This is a genomic window from Vibrio sp. SCSIO 43153 (assembly GCF_023716625.1).
In the GTDB taxonomy this organism is placed as follows: domain Bacteria; phylum Pseudomonadota; class Gammaproteobacteria; order Enterobacterales; family Vibrionaceae; genus Vibrio; species Vibrio rotiferianus.
Genome location: NZ_CP071856.1, coordinates 930467 through 950834, shown reverse-complemented (window position 1 = coordinate 950834; position 20368 = coordinate 930467). Strand labels below are relative to the sequence as shown.

Below are 20368 nucleotides of genomic sequence, written 5' to 3'. Positions count from 1 at the left end.
GAGAATGTCGGTTGACGTTCATTCGCACCCCAGAAAATGATTACCCTATTCGTGGTACCTACCAAGCGGCAATCTAATCACTGTTTTTGTTTGAGGCATTAAAAACCAACGACGTTTGCAGATTTCCTCTTCTAAAATGGGATTGTTCGTCTACTGGATTGTGGTAAAGTCCGCGCCTGCGATTTACTGTATCTATATTGTTTTACTGCCTCTTCAACCAAAAACACAAGGTTAAGCTAATGCTATTTTCTACTCTCTCTTTGAGTTCTGAGCTGATTCACGCACTGCCAAAAGACTTCAAGAAGCCAACTGATATTCAGGCTTTGGCAATTCCTGAGCTACTCAGTGGTAAAGACGTATTGGCATTAGCAAACACGGGCAGCGGCAAAACCCTAGCGTATGGTTTGCCTTTGTTGGAAAAGCTAAGTGTAAATCCAGAGCAAAAAGCGCTGATTCTAGTACCTACACGCGAGTTGGCGACACAAGTGAGCGAGGCGATTAACCAAGTTGGTCAAGCTATTGGTTTCAACGCAGTGTGTTTGTGTGGTGGTGTGGATAAAGAGACTCAACTACAAGCACTTGCGTCAAATCCTCACATTCTTGTGGCGACAACAGGTCGTTTAGTTGATCTGGCGAACAACGGTTTGGACCTGAGTAATATCCATTACCTAGTGTTGGATGAAGCGGATCGCTTGTTGGATATGGGCTTTTGGCCAGACGTGCAAAATATTGCAGGGCAGGTTTCAAACCAGCGTCAAACCGCAATGTTTTCAGCAACGTTTTCAGATGAGTTGAAGGGCAAAGCCAAGCAGCTGATGCACGCACCAAAGCAGGTAGCAGCGCATCAAGAAAACAGCACCAATCAAGATATTTCTGAGACGCTATATCTCGTCAACAAAGGAAGCAAAACCAAAGCGTTGACTGAACTGATCAAGCAAAATGCATGGGCACAGGTATTGGTATTTATTGGCGCGAAAGAGAACGCTGATGGTTTGGCTAAGAAGTTGAACAAAGCGGGTATCGCAACCAATGCGTTGCACGGCAATAAGAGCCAAGCAGAGCGAGAAGAAGCGCTGGCGCAGTTTAAATCTGGGCAAACACAGGTGTTGATCGCTACTGATCTATTGGCGCGCGGTATTCACATCGAGCAACTACCAGTAGTGATTAACTTTGAGTTGCCAATGCACGCAGAGACTTACGTTCACCGAGTAGGGCGTACAGCCCGTGCAGGCGAACAAGGTGTTGCAATGTCGCTGGTTTGTCATGGAGAAACCGAAGCACTTACGGCGATCCGTAACCTGACTCAACGTGAATTGCCAACGCAAGACCTTGAAGGTTTCCCGGTTACCGATAAGCCATCAACAGGCGAAAGCAAGCGTGCTCCACGTGATAAAAAAGCCAATCGCCGAACCAATGCCAAAAAGAGCATTAAGCAGTTTCAAGGTAAGCCGAAACGCCAAGCGCCTAAAGCGAAATGAACAAAACCAAATAAACAGAAAGCCATCGTAATGATGGCTTTTTAATTAAATGGAGTGAGTGTCTAAATAGGGGGTAGTGCTTAGAAGTTGTAAGAAACTGTCGCGCCTACTGCCCATTGGTTTGCACTGTCTACGATAGAAGAATCGCTGATGCCACTACCTAGACGAGTGTATTGTGACACTTGGCTGATTTGCCAGTGCTCAGTGATTGGCACTACCAGTTTGTAACCTAAACCGTAGTTTACGGTTGCGTCGCCTTTGTATGCTTTGCGGTTTGCACGTGCTTCTTTGTCTGTTACGCCGAAGTAGTAATCAACGTAATCTTTGCTTTGGTAGGACACACTCGCAAATGGTACGAAATCAACATTACCGATATTCATGATATGGAAGTAAGTAGCCCCACCTTGGAAGCCTTTGTAAGCGCCTGATACATCATGTTGTAGGTAAGTTGAAACCACGTTGTTTGGATCAAGTCTGAAATCTGCGTTCAAACCTAGATCGATCGCGATATCACGTCGTTTAGTACCTTTTAGGCTTTTCGCTACATCGCTATCACGAGGTACACCGTTACCTACCACGTAAGCACTCATGTTCAGTAGTTCATCGTTGTCACCAAGGAAACGGTAGTTGATACCGCCTAAATCTGCGTTGAAGTCTTCACCGTGGTAGCCACCGTTTAGGGCTGGTGCAGTGTTGTGTTTTTGGTCTTTGAAAAGATCGCTCGCGTGTACCACGCCAGCTTCAACCATCCAGCCGCCTTCGTTGTTGTAGATGTTACCGTTACGAATGTAAGTGTCACCTGCAGTCGCAGTGCCTGCTGCAGTTAGCGTTAATAATGCGATAAGTGTTTTGTTCATTATTCTGTCCTAATCATTTAATTTTGAACAGTGTACAAAACGAGTATGTAACCCTCTATCAGCAGAGCGTATGGAAGTGTCATGATGGTGTATGACTGAAGAATGCAATGGTGAAGATAATAGGAATGAATGGAGCTTCAAAATAAGAAAAACCATACCCACAATAATTGAGGGCATGGTGACAGGTTTGGCTATTGTATTGATTAAATAGTTTTTTTACGGCAAAGAAACGTCATAACTTTCCCTTGCTTCCACATCATAACGCCTGTGACAGCAACAACAGGAACAAGCACAAATAACGTTAAGGTCATGAACAACTCGTTTGCCTTCAGCGGTGAATAAAGTGCAACGCCTACCAACAGAGCACAGAAAATATGTGTCCATCTTAAAACCAATCTTACTAACTGCCCGCTCATTGCCTTTCTCCTTTGCTTTGTTTTAATACACGATACAGAGCAAAGTAACGAAGGTTTTGGCTATGAGATAAAGCTCCTCATAGCGGCATAAATGAACGTATATAGTGATGAATGGTTAATTATTCTCTTGTTGATGACTTTAGGGGAGTGCTTAAAACTACTTAGTCGTTGGACCAACCAAACGCATTTCCCAATCTTCTACTTCGCCTGTTTCTAAGCGGCGTTCGATCAGCTTGCCCCAAGATTCAACTAATGGAAGTTCCGCCAGTTGGCTTAGCTCTGTTTTATCTAGGCAACCAGTAAATACTGCGCCCATGATGCGAGCCAGAGACCAGTCTGGGTAAGGTCTTTCGCACAGAATGATCTCGTCACCTGCACCGATATCGCCTTCTTGTAACACTCGAAAGTACCAGCCTGTTCGAAGCGTGTCTTGCAGTCTTCTCGCCATGTCGTTTTGCTCGAAGCGGACGTTGAGTTTCCAGCAAGGCATGCGCCCTTGTGACACTTCCAATAAGGTTGAGCCGATGCGGATTTTATCTTTCAAGCAAATGGATGCTTCTGTTACGCCGCTTGAGCTTAAGTTCTCACCGAACGCGCCAGCTGATTGGAAAATCGCTTTGTCGCCCAACTCTTGTTGCCAAACCGGATAGTGCTCGCTTGGGTAAATATGAAGGGCTTTTTGAATCCCACCATGAAAGCGTGGATCGCCTTGTTCATCATTGGTAAAACCCAGTTCTGTTGCATGCTGACGCTGTGGCAGAACCTGTTTGTTAATCGCACTTTTCGCACCATATGCAAAAGCAACGGTTTTACCTGCTAATACGCTGTTAACTACGCCTAACTTCTTCATATTCTTTCCTTATCGCCTGAAACTGATTTGCCAAACGGTGTGAGACAAAACCACGTTATCGTTCGCCCAATGATTTGAATACCGGGATCGCTGCCAGTAGTTCAATGCGCTTTTCTGTGCTTTTTAAGTAGCGTGTTTCGCTATCTGAAACCAACACATGGCGTTGATAACCATCTGTTTTAGGGAACTTGGTCAACACGGTTTCGAGCGATGCTTCGCACTTGTCTTGGTTGATGTTATCAATATCGACTTTGAATAAGAGTTGGTTTTCTTTGGATATTTCAACTTGATATCGCATACGTCGCACCTCACGGCTTCATTCACTTTGCCGAGCATGATAGCCTAGTGAACTTGTGTCAGAGTAGGGATGTAAGGACAGTTAATGATGCCAACCCGCCAAATCGATTCTCACTCCGGTGTTATGACCTCCAATGAGATGATGGCTGCCAATCCTCACTCACCAGCACTGGTTAAGACCATCGACATGCCCAAAGGTTACATTGACGCGATGCACCAACACACGTGGCATCAAGTCATCTTCCCGCTCAAAGGGCTATTGCAAACCAAAACTGATCATTACCAGCACCTTGTCCCCCATACTTCTGCGCTGTTTGTGCCTGCGGGTATTCAACATGAATCCATCGCGCTAAGCCATACGACATTTGTAGGTATCTATCTGAACCCTAAGTTCGGTACTGAGTATGAGCATCAAGTTAGAACCATCACTCTCACGCCGTTCTTGAACGAGCTGCTACAGGAAATACGCCGCCAATGTAAAGGGGACGTGAGTGATGAGGAAGTATCGCGCTTGCTTGGTGTACTCCACGATCAAATCATGAGAGACAACGTGCAGACCTTTCAGTTACTGCTACCAGAAGACAGGCGATTAAAGCTGATATTCGAAGCGCTGACCGACACGCCAGCATTGGATTGGTCACTCAAACAGTGGGGAGAGACAGTAGGCGCATCTGAGCGAACATTGTCGCGCCTGTTCTCCAAAGAGTTCAACACCTCGTTTCAACTTTGGCGGCAGCAAATTCGGCTGATTTATTCGCTGTCTTTGCTAGACGAGGAGCTCTCTATCCAAAACATTGCCGATCACGTGGGGTATCAAAACGACTCGTCTTACATCAAAGCGTTTAAAGCCTATTTTGATGTCACCCCACAGCAGTTTCGCGTTAATGGTCGACGGGGATAGCGAGTGCAATCTTGTCTACAGCATCAATCTCGTCCATCACACTACTCTAGCGGCAACTGGAAAGTACTCTTAATTTCCTTTACGGATACGTTGGATTGAATGGCACTGATGCCTTTCACGCGGCGAATCGCACTGATGCGGTCAAAGTATTCGTCTAAGTCTCGAGCCACCACTTGCACCATATAATCTGCGCTGCCAGCAATGCAGTGACACATTAAGATCCAATCGGTTTCTGCAACAAAGTCTTCAAAAGGCGTGGTGTTTTCTACCTCATGGCTGCCGAGGGTAACCAGAGTAAAACCAGAAACTTGGAAACCGAGTTTTTTGCGGTTTAGCTTTGCAGCGTAACCCTCAATGTAACCTTCCTCTTCCATCTTCTTCCAGCGTCGCCAGCAGGGCGTTTCACTCAGGTTAACGGTCTCGGCAAGCTTAGAATTGCTCATGCGACCATCTTTCTGAATATGGTCAAGGATGGCGAAATCAGTACTATCTAATTCAAAGTTGGTGGACTCTTTCTTTTTCATGGTCATTCTGGAAATAGTCTGCTCAAATTTGCTTTTATCGTAGCTCAGATAGCAATTTTCTTTCTACCCAAATCGTTAGACTGTTCCCATATTCGTTGATTACTTTTTGGGAGAGAGTGCATGAGTGCTCAATTGTTGGCGGCATTTTTGTTGTTTGCCGTTTCTATTTCTTTAACGCCGGGAGCTGGTAACGTCGCGCTGTTAGGTATTTCAAGCCGATATGGGTTTTCTGCGACCGTACCGTTCGTATTGGGCAACGCAGTCGGGGTGATCATCATGTTGGTTGGTGCAAGTGTGGGGCTTGTCAGTTTGTTTACCCTTTACCCTGATTTGTACACGGCGTTAAAGTGGATTGGTGCGGCGTACCTGCTGTATCTCGCATGGTCGATTGCCACAATGGAACTCGACAATGATTCGAATGCGAAAAAGTCCGGCTTTTTATCTGGCGTTTGGGTGCAAATTCTTAATCCGAAAAGTTGGGTTGCGTCGCTGACGGTGTTCTCTCAATTCATCTCACCAAACAATGATTACCTAACTCAAGTGGTGATCATTATCAGCGTGATGGTGGGAACTGGTGTGCTGGGGATGTTTGCGTGGGCGTACTTTGGCACCGTATTAAACCGCTTTATTCAGTCACCACAAAAGGTAGTGTGGGTAAACCGATGCATGGGCAGTAGCCTAGCGTTAGTAGTGGTGTTTATGCTGAGCCAACCCGTTTAGGGCAATGCGTCTTGTGGTGTGATGGGAAGACTCACTATGATTGGGTTAATCATCTCGTAACTGCGCAATTTCAATCAGGCGGAGTGATTTGATGGTCGGTATGATTCTTCCCACTTCCTAACTGAGAAACCAAGAAAAATGACAGCCGCAACTCTTCAACAAAAACGGATTAAAGCCGTTTGTGATTTCATCGATGAACATTTAGATGAAACTTTAACGCTAGAATCGTTGAGTGAGGTAGCGGCATGTTCCAAATATCACTTTCACCGTATCTTCAAATCCTTCACAGGTATTAGCGTCATGCAATATGTGTTGCTATCACGCATGAAACGCGCTTCGTTTCGTTTGGCATTTGAGCCTCAAGTGAGTGTTACCAATATTGCTTTCGAGGCAAGTTTTGAAAGTCTCGAAGCTTTTTCTAGAGCGTTTTCTCGGTTGTTTAAGCAGACACCGACTCAGTTTAGAAAGCAGCCAGAATGGAAGGTTTGGCACAAACAATTTGAGTTTAAGTCGCCAACGATTGGAGAACATCCTATGAACGTAAGAATCATTGACTTTGCGAAGAGAGACATTGCTTTTATCACGCATAAAGGTAGCCCTGAACTAGTTTACGAAAGCTCGGCCAAGTTTATTTCTTGGAGAAAAAGCAGCGGACTCTCGCCAATTAAATCGAGTGAGACATTTGGTATTCCTTATTCTGATCCGAACGACACGCCGGAAGAGGAGTTTCGATTTGATATTGCTGGCTCGCATCAAGGTGTAGTGCCAGAAAACACCTATGGTGTGCAATCAGGAACAATTCAAAGTGGGCGTTGCGCTGTCGTGATACATAAAGGCAGCCATCACTCGATAGGGGATTCTATTCGTTACCTTTACCAAACATGGTTACCGGAAAGCGGTGAAACGCTGCGAGAATACCCATGCTTCTTCAAGTACTTAAACTTTGTTCACGAGGTGGATGAGTGTGATTTATTGACGGAAGTGTATCTACCGATTAATTAGGCATGCAGAGAGGGATAGCATTAACCATCCCTCTTGCGTTTTAGTAAGGATTAACGAAACTGCGGTATATGGTTGAGGTTTACCGCAATTGTCTCTTCTAATGCTATCTCTAGAACAGTCCCTGTTGTCAGAAGTGGGCTTAGAATCAAGGCTCGGTACTCCGTATTGCGGCCGCCTGTGATAGCCGTTTCTACCGTTAACGATTCAAAATCTTTCATGAATTGGATTATATGCAGCGTATTGCTCGAGAATAGTGCGATATTGAGAGCAACCGGTCCAGATTTGCTGGCGACACAATCCTCATCCTGAATAAAAATAAATCACTCATTAACGTAAAGAATGTAAATGAGATTAATTATCATTAATGTTTTGTATTATGCTTCGCACCACGTTGTTGTTTATAAAATATAAGTAGTATTATGAAACTGAAGTCACTATCAGCAGCCATCACCGTTGCCATTGCCTCTTTTGCTGCTCACGCTTCCGATGAAAATATCGTTGTTGTCGGTTCTGCCCTTGATCAACTTGTTCAAACTGAGATTAACGCTGAAACGTTAGAACTCAAACAAGCGTCGGATATTAAAGACGTATTGAATACCATGCCGAGTGTTACGGTTGACGGTAATGCACGTTACTCTCGTAAAGTTTACATTCGTGGTATGGAAGATAAATACTCTGTCGTGACCATTGATGGTGCGCGCCAAGAAGGCCAGTTATTCCACCACTCGGGTGACCAAACGTTCGATCCAGCGATGCTTAAGTCAGCTGAAATCACGCTAGGCGGTAACTCTGTATTGTCTGGTGCTGGTGCAATTAACGGCTCATTCAGCTACGAAACAAAAGATCCCAGCGACCTTCTCGCGGAAGACGAAAGCATCGGTGCTCGTGTTAAAGCGGGGTATCAAACGGCTTATGAACGCTTCACGACGAACGTTGCGGTTTACGCGAAGCTGAATGATGAACTTCAGTTGATGGGTATTCTTAACTACTCAGAAGACGGCGACCTTTACGTTCCTGGTAAAGATGACGTGACTTCAAAGCAGGGTGAACTGAAATCTGGTTTAGTGAAGCTCGTCTTCGTTCCAAACGATGCTAACGAGTTCAAACTGACTTTCGACACTTACCAAGATGGCGGAAAACGTCAGCTATCGGGTGAAAAAGCAGGTGCGCTTTACGCTGATGATGAACACAACTATAACTCACTTAACCGTGATACCGTGACGTTTGTACACCGTTTCGATAACGGTAGCGACTTAGTGAACCTAAAAACCAACCTGTACTACAACCGTCAATACATGGAGCGTGACGCATTAACTGAAGAGTACGGTGAATGGAATAAAGTGAGCGGCGCTTGGGAATTCACCAAAGATGGTGACCTATCTATTCCTGATCGCGAGTACAATGTGACGACCATCGGTGGTGACATCCGCAACATCTCTTGGGTTGGTGATCACGAGCTGACTTACGGTTTCGAGGGCTACAAAGCAGAGCAGTGGATTGATTCTGGCCTCGGTCATTACACGTCTGGTTCGAAACTAGGTGAGACGAAGAACTACGATATGGATGGCGGCACTGTAACGGCTTACGGTGTTTACGCTCAAGACGCATTCGAGATTAATGACTTCCGTTTTGTCACTGGTCTTCGCTACGATGTGCATAAGCTAGGTGGTGTGTTTACGGGTAAATACGATCAACTATCGCCTAAGTTCCAAGGTGAATACCAAACGACTGAGAATCTAAGACTGCGTATTGGTTACGGTCGTCTATTCAAAGGCGCTTCACTGCCAGAAACGCTAACCATGAAAGCGGCGAGCGATGTTAAACAGTCTGATACCAAAGCGATGACGGGTAACAACTACGAAGCAGGCTTTGACTACGATATGTCTGGTTTGCTGATGGCGGATGATGCGATTCTTGGCTTCACTGCTTACCAGTATGACCTAGACAACCAAATGCACCCAACCAAGAACAACACAACCTTGGCAAACCAATACGATGTTGAAGTTTGGGGTGTAGAGACCGTGTTTACTTACAGCATTGAAGATTTCGCGCTTTACGCAAACCACTCATACTCTGATGGTGACCAAACAAACCTGAAGAATGGCAAGAAGAGCCAAATGAACAAAACGCGTATCCATAACATCAAGGCTGGATTCAAGTACGATCTAACCAATGAATTTGTGTTCGGTTGGGATTCACGTTTCGTTCCGGGTAACGACTATAAAGACGAAGATGGTGACAAGATTGAACGTGCAGGTTTCGCAACGCACAACTTGTGGGCCGCTTACGTACCAGATTTTGCAAAAGACTTGTCGCTTAACCTAGCGGTAGACAACCTATTCAACAAGCAATACGCAGAGCACACAGGCTTTGGTATTTCTTGGGGTTCAGATAAGTACACCAGCTACGAAGCAGGTCGTAACTTCAAAGCATCAGTGGCTTACAGCTTCTAATCAATAACCCCCCACAAAACAAAACCCCGATAATTGGCTCTCAATTATCGGGGTTCTTTTTATCTGACTTTTGCTGATGAAGGCTGCTGAGCAAGGATTACTTTGTATGAAAAATCTGCTCGGTCTCTAGCGACGTCATTGCGCGAACTTGGCGCCAGATGTAGTAGAAAATACCAAACATCATCAACATACTCGGGATCGCAATCATTGGGTAGCTGTAAAGGGTTAGCTTGCCCAACTCTTCATTGAATGCCGCTGTGCCTGCTGGGCTAGTCACAATCCAAGTTGCTAGGAAGTAGTTCATCGCTGATGAGAACGCGAATGTGCTAGCGAACAGGTAGTTAGAAGACATTAAGCAGCGCTCAAATGCTTGAGTTTTGCCATTTTGCTCCAAGCGCTCGTTAATCAGCGGTAGGTTTAAAACCGTGTCGTTCAATAGCATCTTCTGCATTAACGGGTAGCGCGTAAAGGTGGACCCCAATACTGCAATACCAATTAAGCCCGGGATCAAGGCCTCTTTCAACGCCAACCAACGAGTGTCTAGTTCTAATAGACCAATACCGCCAGTCAAAAGCACGCTGATAAAACCAAGCGCAGAAATGAAGTTGAATTTTTTATTACGGATTAGATCCATACCGCCGTAAACCACCGGGAATAGCAAGGCGACAACTAATGCCATGGCTGTTCCTAGGTGCTCTTCACCACTGAACTTCATCAAAATGAATGAAGGGATGATGACGTTAAACAGGATCTCGACTAATGGATTCGACTTTTTCGCCGTGGTGTTACTCATAATTTTACTGACTCTACTATGTCGGCTTCGATTTTACTTTGGGGGAAGTGTTCTACTCCTAGCGCCAGATGTAAAGCCCTAAAGCCCCGAGTTGTGTAACGACTTATGAAATGAACGTAAATCTAATTCATTTAAGTGTATCGTGTTAAAGGATTGATAGGGAACATACACAATTATAAATGTGATGATTAAATAATATAAATAATTGAAAAATATAAATATTCAAAGTTTAGGTAAACAAGGTTGCAATTAACTATTGGTAGGAAAGAAGTACCTCTTTGAGCAGGTAAGTTTTTCCTTTTCAGTGCAAGTGAAATAGGTTTGAGCTGTGCGCAAATTCGGCTATTGAAAACGCCACGTGAGTATTTGGTCAAAACACTCTGCACCATATGGCGCTCAAATGAATTTTTGTTAGGTTATCGCTCTTGGTTATCGAAAGCGTATTTTGCCTTTCGTTATGAATATAAGGACAGACAATGCCAACAAAGTTCTTAGTGCCAGCATTGGCGCTACTTCTCAGCGCATGTGGCGGCGATGGAGACTCGTCATCACCTGCAGACAGCGGCTCACAATCCCCAGATACACCACCGACAGAAACCACTTTTTCCGAGCAGATGCTGGCCGCCGTAAACGATGCTCGTTCTAAAACTCAGCAATGTGGCTTTAAAACAATGCCACCGGTTGGCGCACTGACTTGGAGTTACGATCTAGAAAGCGCCGCTTATGGGCACTCCAGTGATATGGCAAACAGTGATTTTATGAGCCACACAGGGTCGGATGGCAGCACGCTTTCAAGCCGAGTCAACGCGACGGGTTACGCTTGGAGTCGACTTGGTGAGAACGTGGCTGCTGGGCAAAGCTCAATTAATGCCGTGATGAACTCTTGGCTATCAAGTGAAGGCCACTGTCTCAATATCATGAATGCCAACTTCGACAAAATGGGTGCATCCATGGTTGAAAACCAGTCAGCAAGCTATCGCTACTATTGGACTCAAGTGTTTGCTAAGCAGCGTTGAGGCTTAACGCTAGGTTAGGTGCTTGCAACCTTCTTCCACCTTTTGTTTGTTCGTGTTCTTGCGAATCATTTTCGATCGAATTTATTGTGAGTAGATTCCCTGTCTCACCTAGGTTCGCGGGAATGACGGAGAGAGAGCGTGAAACGAACAGAGTCATTCTGAAAGAACCTAATTGAGTATTCAGAATCTACTTCCAGCGCGTTGCTATGCTTACCGTGTGAATTGAATAATCCGCGAATACAGGACCCGTTCCTCCCTATTGAGCTCGATGTGTTGAGAGCTTCGGAGTTTGATACAAGAGGAGGTTAGGTGGGGTTGCTGGTTTGATGCTGAATGCTAGGTAAGGTGCTTGCAACCCCTCCAACTCCCCCTTTTCTCGACATGGTTTGCCAAGCATTTGGATGTGGTTATCAAGGGGGAGGGTTATTCTTTGCTGCTGTGGGCTCAGTGCTTTCCCATCGTCATTCTGAAGGAGCCTAAGCGAGTATTCAGAATCTATTTTCAGCGCGTTGTGATGCTGGCATTGTGAATTGAATTATCCATGAATGCAGAACCAGTCCCTCCCCTTTGAGGTCGGAGTATTGAGAGCTTCGGAGTTTGATACAAGGGGAGGTTAGGTGGGGTTGGTGGTTTGAGGTTGAATGCTGGGTTATGTGCTTGCAACCCCCTCCAACTCCCCCTTTTCTCGACATGGTCTGCCAAGCATTTGGATGTGGTGTTCAAGGGGGAGAGTGCTCTTTTCTGCTGTGAGAACAGTGCTTTCCCATCGTCATTCTGAAGGAGCCTAAGCGAGTATTCACAATCTAATTTCTGCGCGTGGTGATGCTGGCGTTGTGAATTGAATTATCCGTGAGTGCAGAACCCGTTCCTCCCCTTTGAGCTCGTTGTGTTGAGAGCTTCGGAGTTTGATACAAGGGGAGGTTAGGTGGAGTTGGTGGTTTGAGGTTCAACGTTGGGGGTATGTGCTTGCAACCCCCTCCAACTCCCCCTTTTCTCGACATGATTTGCTATGCATTTGGATGTGGTTATCAAGGGGGAGAGCTGTCCTTTGCTGTGGTGTGTTTGGTTATAATTTTTTATTTATTTCTTCTTGTAAGCGAGAGTACAGCGGTTTTAGTTGTTTTTTTATCTCTAAACTATCCATTTTTTTGGAAGCTCGCATACCATAAGTAATAAAGTTTCTTTTACCTAGGTGGGTATATCGACTATAGAGTTTCTTTTTATATAAGCCTCTTTCACTCTTACCTTCTTCAATACGCTGCTTGTTGTATTTCTGCATTGTCTTCTTGGCAAGTCTGACTCCTCTTCTCATCCTTTCAGAATAGCGAGCCAAAGATGATGAACGAAGATATATGTTTTTTCCATCAAACATAAATCCTAAGTACTGTAGATGGTGAGGTGTATACAGATTTCCATCAACCAAAACGAAATCTCTTACTTCAGTTTTAGCTTCATTGATAGATAATTTAATTAACTCTATCTCTTTTTTAACATGTTGAATTACTGCATCCTTCTTGTCTTGAGGAGATATGATTAAAATATCATCACAGTACCTGAAATACTTACCGCTGAAGCCATCAACAAAAGCTTTTATGTTTTTGTCAAAATCAAGCATGTATAAGTTGGACAGCATTGCACTGATTGGTGTACCTTGAGGAATACCAAAGCAGTCCTTGTTGACTTTTATTAACTTACTTTTTCTGACGCTCTCGCGGAACTCTTTAGGCTCACATAGTTTCACTTTTGTATGGTTTCTATAATTCAGAGAAATTCCTAAAAGCTTGTATAGCGTGTTCCTATCGACTTTAGAGTATTTTGTTAAAGACTTATATACATTGAAATGGTCTTGAGGAAGCCTCTCTTCGCCTATAGTTTTTGACCACATTTTCTTTAATTTTTCATGATTAAGGTTGTCAAAAAAACCAGTAATATCGAGAGCTACAACACTACACTCACCAAAGTCTTTTATTTTACAAAAGGCATCAAATGCAAAGTCTATATTGCTCTTTCCCAATTTTCTGAAGGCTAATATAGAATCACTTAAATTACTTTCATTAAGTAGATTTTCATACTCTTTAGAAATAATGTACGAATAGTATGAGTATATTTGAGAGTCTAAATGCGCAGGGTATGCAATTGGTCTTAATTTAATAGGGCGTTTTATTACTCTTTTGGTTAACTTATCTTTTGATACTTTTTGTATTTCGATTTCATAGTTTATTAGAGGGTAAAATGCGTGGCGGGATACTAATTCTGGGTTTGTTACTATTGATGTGGCTTTTTTTAAACTAATTGGAGGGTCAAAGTGTAAGTATGAACGTAGTCGATACCAATTGTTTGATGGTCTTTCCATGTTTTTTCCAAAGCAAAACCGAGAGCGTAGAACTGCGGCAATTCCTTACACACTCTCGGATTAACTGGCCATTACAGCCGTCAAAGCCGCGTTATGTACAATACCAATTATGCTATTACTGTAACATTAACTGTGGAGACATCTATGAAGACGCTTATCCATGTATTGCTGTCAATCTACTCAATAAGCTTAGTGAGTGGACTTGACAGCTTGTTCAGCACCTCTAGATCAATTAAAGGCTAACTACCCAGAGCAAGAAGATATTACTTTTAGGGTAAATAAAGTCAATATTTATTATATAAACATTGTTTAATAGTAATCTTGGTTATATTTTGAACTTTATTTTTTATAATATTAAATTTAAACCATTCAATATTATAAAGATGGTTGAGTTATATGGTGGGGAGATTAGTGAGGTATTGATTAATCTATTCACAAAAAAGCCAGCAGTTAATACCTGCTGGCAAAGTCTTTGGGCTTCTAGGTTTTTTGATTTTATTTCTTGTTACTCATCGCTGTCACGGTGCCCTGATTGGTTTTCCGGGGAAGAAAACACAGCACCGTGCGCTTTGTGTTCAAGAAATTGGAGATTAACCTTGCTTACGGATTAGGTAGTCAAATGCGCCTAAGCTTGCTTTTGCACCTTCACCCATCGCAATGATGATCTGTTTGTAAGGAACGGTTGTTGCGTCACCGGCTGCGAACACACCTTCTAGACTAGTATCGCCACGGCTGCCGACTTCAATTTCGCCGCGCTCAGATAGGGCTACTTCTGAATCTTTTAGCCATTCTGTGTTTGGTACCAGACCGATTTGAACAAAGATACCTGACAGTTCAATCTCTTTGATTTCATCTGTGTTGCGGTCTTTGTACTTCAAGCTTGTTACGCGAGTACCGTCGCCCACAACTTCAGTAGTTTGCGCCATCGTGATGATGTCTACGTTTGGTAGTGAGTTCGCTTTGTCGATAAGCACTTGGTCTGCGCGAAGTACGTCTGCAAATTCAAGAACCGTTACGTGTTCTACGATACCAGCAAGGTCGATAGCTGCTTCGATGCCTGAGTTACCACCACCGATAACCGCAGTTTTCTTGCCTTTGAACAGTGGACCGTCACAGTGTGGGCAGTACGCGACGCCTTTGTTGCGGTACTCTTGCTCACCCGGAACGTTCATTTCACGCCAGCGTGCACCAGGGCTTAGGATGACACTCTTACTCTTCAGCGTTGCGCCGCTTTCAAGTTGGATGTGAATCAAACCATCTTCTGTGTGTGCTGCGCCCATTAGCTTCTCAGCTTGTTGCTCAGTCACGACGTCTACGTCGTATTCTTTTAGGTGTTCTGCTAGGTCTGTTGCCAGTTTTGGACCTTCAGTGCGTTTTACCGAAATGAAGTTCTCGATTGCCATGGTGTCCATAACCTGACCACCAAAGCGTTTAGCAACCACACCAGTGCGAATACCTTTACGAGCAGCATAAAGAGCAGCTGCGCTACCACCAGGACCACCGCCGACAACAAGCACGTCGTATGGGTCTTTTTCGCTCAGTGCTTTCGCCGCTTTCTCGCTTGCGCCGTCATCCACTTTGTTTAGGATTTCAGTCAGAGACATACGACCTTGACCGAATAGCTCACCGTTCACAAATACGCTTGGTACAGCCATGATGTCGCGTTGTTTCACTTCATCTTGGAACAACCCACCGTCGATCATGGTTGCTTTTACTTTCGGGTTGATCGCCGCCATCATGTTGAACGCTTGAACTACGTCCGGACAGTTTTGACACGACAGTGAAATGAAGATTTCTACGTCTAGATCTTTGTCTAGTGCTGCGATTTGCTCAATCACTTCTGGTTCTAGTTTGATTGGGTGGCCGCCAGAGTGAAGCAGTGCCAATACTAGAGAGGTAAATTCGTGACCCATTGGCAAGCCTGCAAAGCGTAGTGCTGTGCCTTTTGCTGGGTTAGTTACCGCCATCACTGGTTTACGTGCGCTTGCGTTGTCGTCACGTTCAACGGTGATTAGGTCGCTCATCTCTGCGATTTGGTTCGCTAGAGAGAAAATGTCATTCGATGCTTTGCTTTCATCTAGACTAACCACTAAACGAACTTCTTCTTTTACATTAGCCAGATATTGTTTGAGTTGTTGTTGGATCGCTTGGTCTAACATAGTTGTTACTACCTTAATTAAATAGTTACCAATCAAAACAAGTATTTGTTCATTCTTGCTAGCTAAAATCGTTGATAACTGCGTTATAGATTTTGTAGTTAGGGGAACTAGCTATCGAAAATCTATGCCTGGTTCTAAACGATTTTTTCTACGCAATTACTGCACACCTACTTATTCAGATAGGTAATAAAAAGTGGTTACTGTAGATAAAACCTGAGGGGGAGAGAGCAAATCAGGCAGAAGGTCGTCAAGGTATCTAACCTGAAGTGCTCTCTAATTCAGTTCTAATCAGAAAAAGGAAATCGGGAACTGATTAGAACTTAAATTTCAGTGGTTTAGATTTTGCCAACTAGGTCTAGTGATGGAGCTAGTGTCTCTTCACCTTCTTTCCATTTAGCTGGGCAAACTTCGCCTGGGTGCGCTGCTACGTATTGAGCTGCTTTCACTTTGCGTAGTAGGTCTTCTGCGTCACGACCGATACCTTCAGCAGTGATTTCCATTGCTTGGATAGTACCTTCTGGGTCGATTAGGAACGTTGCACGGTCTGCAAGACCTTGACCTTCACGCATCACACCGAAGTTGTTTGTGATGTTGCCTGTTTGGTCGCCAAGCATGTAGTACTGAATCTTACCGATTGTGTCTGAGCTGTCGTGCCATGCTTTGTGAGTGAAGTGTGTGTCAGTTGATACTGAGTAAACTTCTACGCCACGTTTTTGTAGCTCTTCGTAGTGGTCTGCTAGGTCGCCCAGTTCTGTTGGACATACAAACGTAAAGTCTGCTGGGTAGAAGAAGAATACTGCCCATTTACCTAGAACGTCTTGCTCTGTAACTTCTACGAATTCGCCGTTTTTGTACGCTGTAGCTGCAAATGGTTTGATTTGAGTATTAATCATAATTTACTTTCCTTTGAATGTTTTAAGCTGAGCTGTTGTTGCTTTCGGAAAGTATATTCTCATCGGAGTGTGTTTAAGGAAAATCGCTTGTAACTATCCTATTGATAGCCATTTCCTATTTCACTTGATAGGGAAATCCGATGTAAGAGGGTTTGCTTTGATAGGTTTTATTGAAGATGAATGCAGAGTGGTAATAGAGAATACTGATGATGACCTTAAGTGGATCGTCTGAATAAGATCGAAAGAGCCTGCATCTCGGCAGGCTCTTTCTAATAGGAAGTGGGGAAGCTGATGCTTCTATTTGGTTAGCCCAGCTTGTCGAGTACTTTGCCGCACAACTTCTTCAGCATGATCATTTCATCCAGCTCTAATGTGATTTTACACATCATGGCGTTTGGCACCGACTTGGCTTGTTCTTTAAGGTCACGACCTTGCTCGGTTAGGTTGAGTACGCGAACGCGCTCATCGGTTTCACTGCGACCACGCTCTACATAGCCTTTTGCTTCTAAACGTTTAAGCAGTGGTGTGAGTGTGCCTGAGTCCAAATGCAGTTGTGACCCCAATTCTTTTACGCTGGCACCGTCTTTCTCCCACAGCACCATCATCACTAAGTATTGTGAATAAGTCAGATCAAGCTTGTCCAGCAACGGGCGGTAAGCTCGGATCACTGCATTTGCTGCGCTGTAGAGCGGGAAGCAAACTTGGTTTTCGAGTAAGAGTTTATCGTCGTCGGTCATGGTGTTGTCGGTGTAACACTGGCTCATTGGCGTTGCCTACCTGCTCACAGAGAAAGAGAGTATTAAAATAAATTGTGCACAATATAGTTGCAAACGATCTTTACTTCGATATAAGATTGCGAGCAATTAAATTGTGCGCAACTTAAATTGAAAAGGAAACTCGCATGACTACTCTATACAAAACTCAAGCTACCGCTTTGGCTGGTCGTAATGGTCAAGTAAAAACAGATGATGGTCTTCTCGATCTAGAGCTGTCATACCCGAAGGAAATGGGCGGCACAGGCGCAGCAACTAACCCAGAACAGCTGTTCGCAGCGGGCTATTCAGCATGTTTTTCTAACGCGATTCTTCACGTAGCACGTGAAGGTAAAGTAAACCTGAAAAGTGCACCTGTAACGGCAGAAGTGGGCATTGGTCCGAACGATAACGGCGGCTTTGCATTAACAGTGAGCCTAGCGGTAGAGCTAGACATGCCACAAGAGCAAGCGCTAGAGCTAACGCGCATCGCACACCAAGTTTGCCCATACTCAAACGCGGTTCGTGGCAACATTGATGTGGCAGTAACGGTAAACGGCGAAGCAATTTAAGCGGTTATAACCACTGCACAAAGACAAGAAAGCCTGCATTGACGCAGGCTTTTGGTTTATTTGATGGCTGTACAGAAGCTGACGTCTGCATGATGCGTTTGTGGATCGTAGCTATGATAAAGTTCGAAGCAAGGTCGACAGTCGTTTTCAATACCAGATTCAACCACTTTGCTCATCAAATCATCCCATGCTTTAGGGTATTGGCTGAATTCGGTAATTTGCTGACGTATCACCGCGTATTGACCGCCAGGGAAGTCTTGTAGCTCAATGCCTTTTGGTACTTCGGTATCTTCTGGCACCATCAAGCAGATATCAGTACGACACTTCTCGTCTGGCGTGATTTCTGGGTTGTCGTGATAAATGAAGATACAGGTATTGCCCGCCAAACCTTTCATTCCAGCCCATTGATACAAACGACCTGATGGTTCTTCATAACCTTGGCCATAAGGGCCATTTACGCGAACGTAAGCCAATTTTGCTTTATCAAAGTTTTGCGTTTCCATATTGTTGCTCCATGTTGTGAGTTCAGAGCCAGTATATGAATCGCTTCGGGTTCGTTCGTTTCCATTCTTGCGCAGTGCGTGTCCAATCTTGCTGTTTCGCGCTAGCTCAGAAAATTGCTGGTAGTTTTCGCAGTCGCGAAAGGCCGTAGGTGTAACGCCATAATGTTGCTTGAAGGCTTTGGCTAAGCTCTGCGAGCTAGAAAATCCGTACTCTAGGGCAATGTTTAATACCGGTTGCTTGGATTTGAATAATTCGTCCGCAGCCGCTTCTAAGCGCAAGCGTCGAATGAAATCCGCTAGTGTCTCGCCTTGCACGGCTTTGAAGGTACGATGAAAGTGATAAGGGGAAAGGTTCGCCAGCGCGGCCACTTCTGGCAGGTTGAGCGGTTCATTAAAGTGTTGTTCTAAATAACGAATCACAGGAACCAGTCGTTGGTGGTAGTCGACGCGCATCGTGCTCTTTCCTTGTTCTGTTCAGCTTGTTTTCTCTGCTCAAAGCCTACCGCAACCAAATAGTCTTGCAAGACTGAGGTAGGATAAATGCGTGCTGGCAAGGGCAAATAACAACAAACAAAAAGGCCGTTGACCCAAATGCTCGGGTTAACGGCCTTTTCTATATTCAGCGCTAAATGGCTAAGACTTAGTTGCCTTGATTTTGGCTTTGAAGCTTCTCTTTTGCTTCTTCAACCTTTGAGAAATCCAATCCCAACTCGTCTACGGCTTCTTTGATTAGCGCAGGGTTTTGCATCACTTGCGCCATCAGCATTTGTAGCTTGTCTTGTGGCAAACCTAGTTGGCTGATTGTTGCCATTGCCGCTAGAGGGTTTTGCGTCAGAGTCTGAAAAATCTCGTTGATTTGTTCGTCGCTGATATTGTTCTCTTTCAGCAGCGCAATAATCGGGTTCATCGCATTTCCTTTTAATCACAGAATGAAATAGAGACGGAGTTTATCATTTGGCTGAGCTTGGTTGAACTCTACTCTCAACCAATATTTTCCGTGAAACCCGATTCTTTAATCGCCGTGATTAAGTTTCGAGTCGCTAAATCGAGCTCAGATGAGAGCTGGTCATATTTCATCCCGTCTAAACAAGTTAAGCTTTTCATTGAGTCCTCAAAACCAATAGGTAGAACTTTGCACCATTTCTTAGCGAGCTGAACTAAACGCTTTTCGCCAGGGTGAGGAATAAAGTTGATAGCAAACAACACATCAAAGTAGCTGGCTAAATAGGCACTTAAGCGGTGTTGGACACTGATGTAATCATCCCGTTTAATGGCTTTGGCAATTTGTTTGGGATAGGCAGGCGCGGCGTGGTGAAGAAGCGGTAAGTTTTTGGCGATCACGGCTGCTGAAAGCGCTTTGCTGTAATCAATACGATATCTTTCTTGAAGAGACGAAAGCTTCTCATGTCGGTCAAATAGGATTTTTGAGTGGATTAAATTTGCCCAAAAACAGGTGCTATAGCCAACATTCACTTGATGATCAATCACCACGCGCTGGAGTTCTTGTGCAAGCCAGTCAATATTTCGATATATCAGCTCTATTTCTGTTCCGTTGTTTAACTGTCCATTATCTTCCGCTTCCCAGAATTGGTTGTTTAACTCCATATGGCTGCAGTATTGGAATGTGATGGCCTTTCTGGTGGCAACCGGAATATCGCTTGTTGTGTAGATATAAACATCATAATCAGAGAGTGAGTCGTTGGTTTGAGTACTATTGGATCCGGCTAGGGCAATGGCTTCTACCTGTTCTAGCTTGGCAAACTCAGTAATTAAAGCGCTTAGCAGTGCATCTTTCATGTTTGGTTCTCCATGTAATATGCAACAACATA

21 protein-coding genes are annotated in these 20368 nt (G+C 44.3%); 7 read left to right on the top strand and 14 right to left on the bottom strand.

Annotation, left to right across the window (positions count from 1 at the left end; translation table 11 throughout):
* Positions 1-239: 239 nt before the first annotated feature.
* A complete protein-coding gene (locus J4N37_RS20405; protein ID WP_252043256.1) occupies positions 240-1478 on the top strand; it encodes a DEAD/DEAH box helicase in 1239 nt (412 codons plus the stop codon).
* Positions 1479-1558: 80 nt separating this feature from the next.
* On the opposite strand, the gene ompV is transcribed toward J4N37_RS20405, so the two are convergent.
* The 4 genes from ompV to J4N37_RS20385 all read right to left on the bottom strand — a co-directional run bounded on the left by ompV (position 1559) and on the right by J4N37_RS20385 (position 3899).
* A complete protein-coding gene (gene ompV, locus J4N37_RS20400) occupies positions 1559-2335 on the bottom strand; it encodes an outer membrane protein OmpV (protein ID WP_252043254.1) in 777 nt (258 codons plus the stop codon).
* A 203-nt stretch (positions 2336-2538) separates the two neighbouring features.
* Positions 2539-2751, bottom strand: a complete 213-nt coding sequence (locus J4N37_RS20395; RefSeq protein WP_252043253.1) for a hypothetical protein — start codon at positions 2749-2751, stop codon at positions 2539-2541.
* A gap of 157 nt (positions 2752-2908) precedes the next feature.
* On the bottom strand, positions 2909-3601 hold the full coding sequence (locus J4N37_RS20390; RefSeq protein WP_071236366.1) for an MOSC domain-containing protein: 693 nt from the start codon (positions 3599-3601) through the stop codon (positions 2909-2911).
* A gap of 55 nt (positions 3602-3656) precedes the next feature.
* A complete protein-coding gene (locus J4N37_RS20385) occupies positions 3657-3899 on the bottom strand; it encodes a hypothetical protein (protein WP_010453774.1) in 243 nt (80 codons plus the stop codon).
* A gap of 84 nt (positions 3900-3983) precedes the next feature.
* Between J4N37_RS20385 and J4N37_RS20380 the strand changes: the two genes are divergently transcribed.
* Positions 3984-4799, top strand: coding sequence for an AraC family transcriptional regulator (locus J4N37_RS20380; protein WP_252043252.1), 816 nt, complete (start codon positions 3984-3986; stop codon positions 4797-4799).
* A 41-nt stretch (positions 4800-4840) separates the two neighbouring features.
* Here the strand turns inward: J4N37_RS20380 and J4N37_RS20375 are convergent, their stop codons facing one another.
* Positions 4841-5323, bottom strand: coding sequence for an Lrp/AsnC family transcriptional regulator (locus J4N37_RS20375; RefSeq protein WP_005450000.1), 483 nt, complete (start codon positions 5321-5323; stop codon positions 4841-4843).
* A 120-nt stretch (positions 5324-5443) separates the two neighbouring features.
* On the opposite strand from J4N37_RS20375, the gene J4N37_RS20370 reads away from it, so the two are divergent.
* Positions 5444-6043: a LysE family translocator gene (locus tag J4N37_RS20370; protein WP_005429054.1), complete on the top strand. Its 600-nt coding sequence runs from the start codon at positions 5444-5446 to the stop codon at positions 6041-6043.
* A 138-nt stretch (positions 6044-6181) separates the two neighbouring features.
* Positions 6182-7045: an AraC family transcriptional regulator gene (locus tag J4N37_RS20365; RefSeq protein WP_252043251.1), complete on the top strand. Its 864-nt coding sequence runs from the start codon at positions 6182-6184 to the stop codon at positions 7043-7045.
* A gap of 50 nt (positions 7046-7095) precedes the next feature.
* Here J4N37_RS20365 and J4N37_RS20360 read toward each other — a convergent pair whose 3' ends face one another.
* Entirely contained in the window at positions 7096-7263 is a 168-nt protein-coding gene (locus J4N37_RS20360) for a hypothetical protein (RefSeq protein ID WP_252043250.1), read from the bottom strand.
* A 201-nt stretch (positions 7264-7464) separates the two neighbouring features.
* On the opposite strand from J4N37_RS20360, the gene J4N37_RS20355 reads away from it, so the two are divergent.
* Positions 7465-9498 (top strand): TonB-dependent receptor plug domain-containing protein, encoded by a 2034-nt coding sequence (locus J4N37_RS20355; RefSeq protein ID WP_252043249.1) that lies wholly within the window; start codon positions 7465-7467, stop codon positions 9496-9498.
* A gap of 97 nt (positions 9499-9595) precedes the next feature.
* Here J4N37_RS20355 and J4N37_RS20350 read toward each other — a convergent pair whose 3' ends face one another.
* Complete coding sequence (locus J4N37_RS20350) at positions 9596-10291, bottom strand: VC0807 family protein (RefSeq protein WP_010453787.1); 696 nt, start codon at positions 10289-10291, stop codon at positions 9596-9598.
* Between the two features lie 476 nt (positions 10292-10767).
* Here J4N37_RS20350 and J4N37_RS20345 point away from each other — a divergent pair, with 476 nt between their 5' ends.
* Positions 10768-11307, top strand: coding sequence for a CAP domain-containing protein (locus J4N37_RS20345; protein ID WP_252043247.1), 540 nt, complete (start codon positions 10768-10770; stop codon positions 11305-11307).
* Between the two features lie 1066 nt (positions 11308-12373).
* Here J4N37_RS20345 and drt2 read toward each other — a convergent pair.
* The 4 genes from drt2 to ohrR form a co-directional block, all read right to left on the bottom strand.
* On the bottom strand, positions 12374-13660 hold the full coding sequence (gene drt2 / locus J4N37_RS20340) for an antiviral reverse transcriptase Drt2 (RefSeq protein ID WP_252043246.1): 1287 nt from the start codon (positions 13658-13660) through the stop codon (positions 12374-12376).
* A gap of 590 nt (positions 13661-14250) precedes the next feature.
* Entirely contained in the window at positions 14251-15819 is a 1569-nt protein-coding gene (gene ahpF / locus J4N37_RS20335; RefSeq protein WP_252043245.1) for an alkyl hydroperoxide reductase subunit F, read from the bottom strand.
* 335 nt (positions 15820-16154) lie between these two features.
* A complete protein-coding gene (ahpC, locus tag J4N37_RS20330; RefSeq protein ID WP_005374632.1) occupies positions 16155-16712 on the bottom strand; it encodes an alkyl hydroperoxide reductase subunit C in 558 nt (185 codons plus the stop codon).
* Positions 16713-17017: 305 nt separating this feature from the next.
* Positions 17018-17476, bottom strand: coding sequence for a transcriptional regulator OhrR (gene ohrR, locus J4N37_RS20325; protein WP_252043244.1), 459 nt, complete (start codon positions 17474-17476; stop codon positions 17018-17020).
* A 137-nt stretch (positions 17477-17613) separates the two neighbouring features.
* Between ohrR and ohr the strand changes: the two genes are divergently transcribed.
* Positions 17614-18036 carry an organic hydroperoxide reductase Ohr gene (ohr, locus tag J4N37_RS20320; protein ID WP_005374640.1) on the top strand — a complete coding sequence of 141 codons (423 nt, stop codon included), beginning with the start codon at positions 17614-17616 and terminating at the stop codon, positions 18034-18036.
* Positions 18037-18092: 56 nt separating this feature from the next.
* On the opposite strand, the gene J4N37_RS20315 is transcribed toward ohr, so the two are convergent.
* The 3 genes from J4N37_RS20315 to J4N37_RS20305 form a co-directional block, all read right to left on the bottom strand.
* On the bottom strand, positions 18093-18992 hold the full coding sequence (locus tag J4N37_RS20315) for an AraC family transcriptional regulator (protein WP_010453802.1): 900 nt from the start codon (positions 18990-18992) through the stop codon (positions 18093-18095).
* Positions 18993-19179: 187 nt separating this feature from the next.
* Entirely contained in the window at positions 19180-19446 is a 267-nt protein-coding gene (locus J4N37_RS20310) for a DUF2999 family protein (RefSeq protein ID WP_004746427.1), read from the bottom strand.
* Between the two features lie 74 nt (positions 19447-19520).
* On the bottom strand, positions 19521-20336 hold the full coding sequence (locus tag J4N37_RS20305) for a DUF4037 domain-containing protein (protein ID WP_045393064.1): 816 nt from the start codon (positions 20334-20336) through the stop codon (positions 19521-19523).
* Positions 20337-20368: the final 32 nt, after the last annotated feature.

Excerpts from the sequence above, each read along its gene's own strand:
- J4N37_RS20395 (WP_252043253.1), bottom strand. The coding sequence starts at position 2,751 with ATGAGCGGGCAGTTAGTAAGATTGGTTTTAAGATGGACACATATTTTC.
- drt2 (WP_252043246.1), bottom strand. The coding sequence starts at position 13,660 with ATGGAAAGACCATCAAACAATTGGTATCGACTACGTTCATACTTACAC.
- ompV (WP_252043254.1), bottom strand. The coding sequence starts at position 2,335 with ATGAACAAAACACTTATCGCATTATTAACGCTAACTGCAGCAGGCACT.
- J4N37_RS20355 (WP_252043249.1), top strand. The coding sequence starts at position 7,465 with ATGAAACTGAAGTCACTATCAGCAGCCATCACCGTTGCCATTGCCTCT.
- J4N37_RS20375 (WP_005450000.1), bottom strand. The coding sequence starts at position 5,323 with ATGAAAAAGAAAGAGTCCACCAACTTTGAATTAGATAGTACTGATTTC.
- J4N37_RS20385 (WP_010453774.1), bottom strand. The coding sequence starts at position 3,899 with ATGCGATATCAAGTTGAAATATCCAAAGAAAACCAACTCTTATTCAAA.
- J4N37_RS20350 (WP_010453787.1), bottom strand. The coding sequence starts at position 10,291 with ATGAGTAACACCACGGCGAAAAAGTCGAATCCATTAGTCGAGATCCTG.
- ohrR (WP_252043244.1), bottom strand. The coding sequence starts at position 17,476 with ATGAGCCAGTGTTACACCGACAACACCATGACCGACGACGATAAACTC.
- J4N37_RS20390 (WP_071236366.1), bottom strand. The coding sequence starts at position 3,601 with ATGAAGAAGTTAGGCGTAGTTAACAGCGTATTAGCAGGTAAAACCGTT.
- J4N37_RS20365 (WP_252043251.1), top strand. The coding sequence starts at position 6,182 with ATGACAGCCGCAACTCTTCAACAAAAACGGATTAAAGCCGTTTGTGAT.
- J4N37_RS20310 (WP_004746427.1), bottom strand. The coding sequence starts at position 19,446 with ATGAACCCGATTATTGCGCTGCTGAAAGAGAACAATATCAGCGACGAA.
- ohr (WP_005374640.1), top strand. The coding sequence starts at position 17,614 with ATGACTACTCTATACAAAACTCAAGCTACCGCTTTGGCTGGTCGTAAT.
- J4N37_RS20305 (WP_045393064.1), bottom strand. The coding sequence starts at position 20,336 with ATGAAAGATGCACTGCTAAGCGCTTTAATTACTGAGTTTGCCAAGCTA.
- ahpF (WP_252043245.1), bottom strand. The coding sequence starts at position 15,819 with ATGTTAGACCAAGCGATCCAACAACAACTCAAACAATATCTGGCTAAT.
- J4N37_RS20345 (WP_252043247.1), top strand. The coding sequence starts at position 10,768 with ATGCCAACAAAGTTCTTAGTGCCAGCATTGGCGCTACTTCTCAGCGCA.
- J4N37_RS20380 (WP_252043252.1), top strand. The coding sequence starts at position 3,984 with ATGATGCCAACCCGCCAAATCGATTCTCACTCCGGTGTTATGACCTCC.
- J4N37_RS20360 (WP_252043250.1), bottom strand. The coding sequence starts at position 7,263 with ATGAAAGATTTTGAATCGTTAACGGTAGAAACGGCTATCACAGGCGGC.
- ahpC (WP_005374632.1), bottom strand. The coding sequence starts at position 16,712 with ATGATTAATACTCAAATCAAACCATTTGCAGCTACAGCGTACAAAAAC.
- J4N37_RS20405 (WP_252043256.1), top strand. The coding sequence starts at position 240 with ATGCTATTTTCTACTCTCTCTTTGAGTTCTGAGCTGATTCACGCACTG.
- J4N37_RS20370 (WP_005429054.1), top strand. The coding sequence starts at position 5,444 with ATGAGTGCTCAATTGTTGGCGGCATTTTTGTTGTTTGCCGTTTCTATT.
- J4N37_RS20315 (WP_010453802.1), bottom strand. The coding sequence starts at position 18,992 with ATGCGCGTCGACTACCACCAACGACTGGTTCCTGTGATTCGTTATTTA.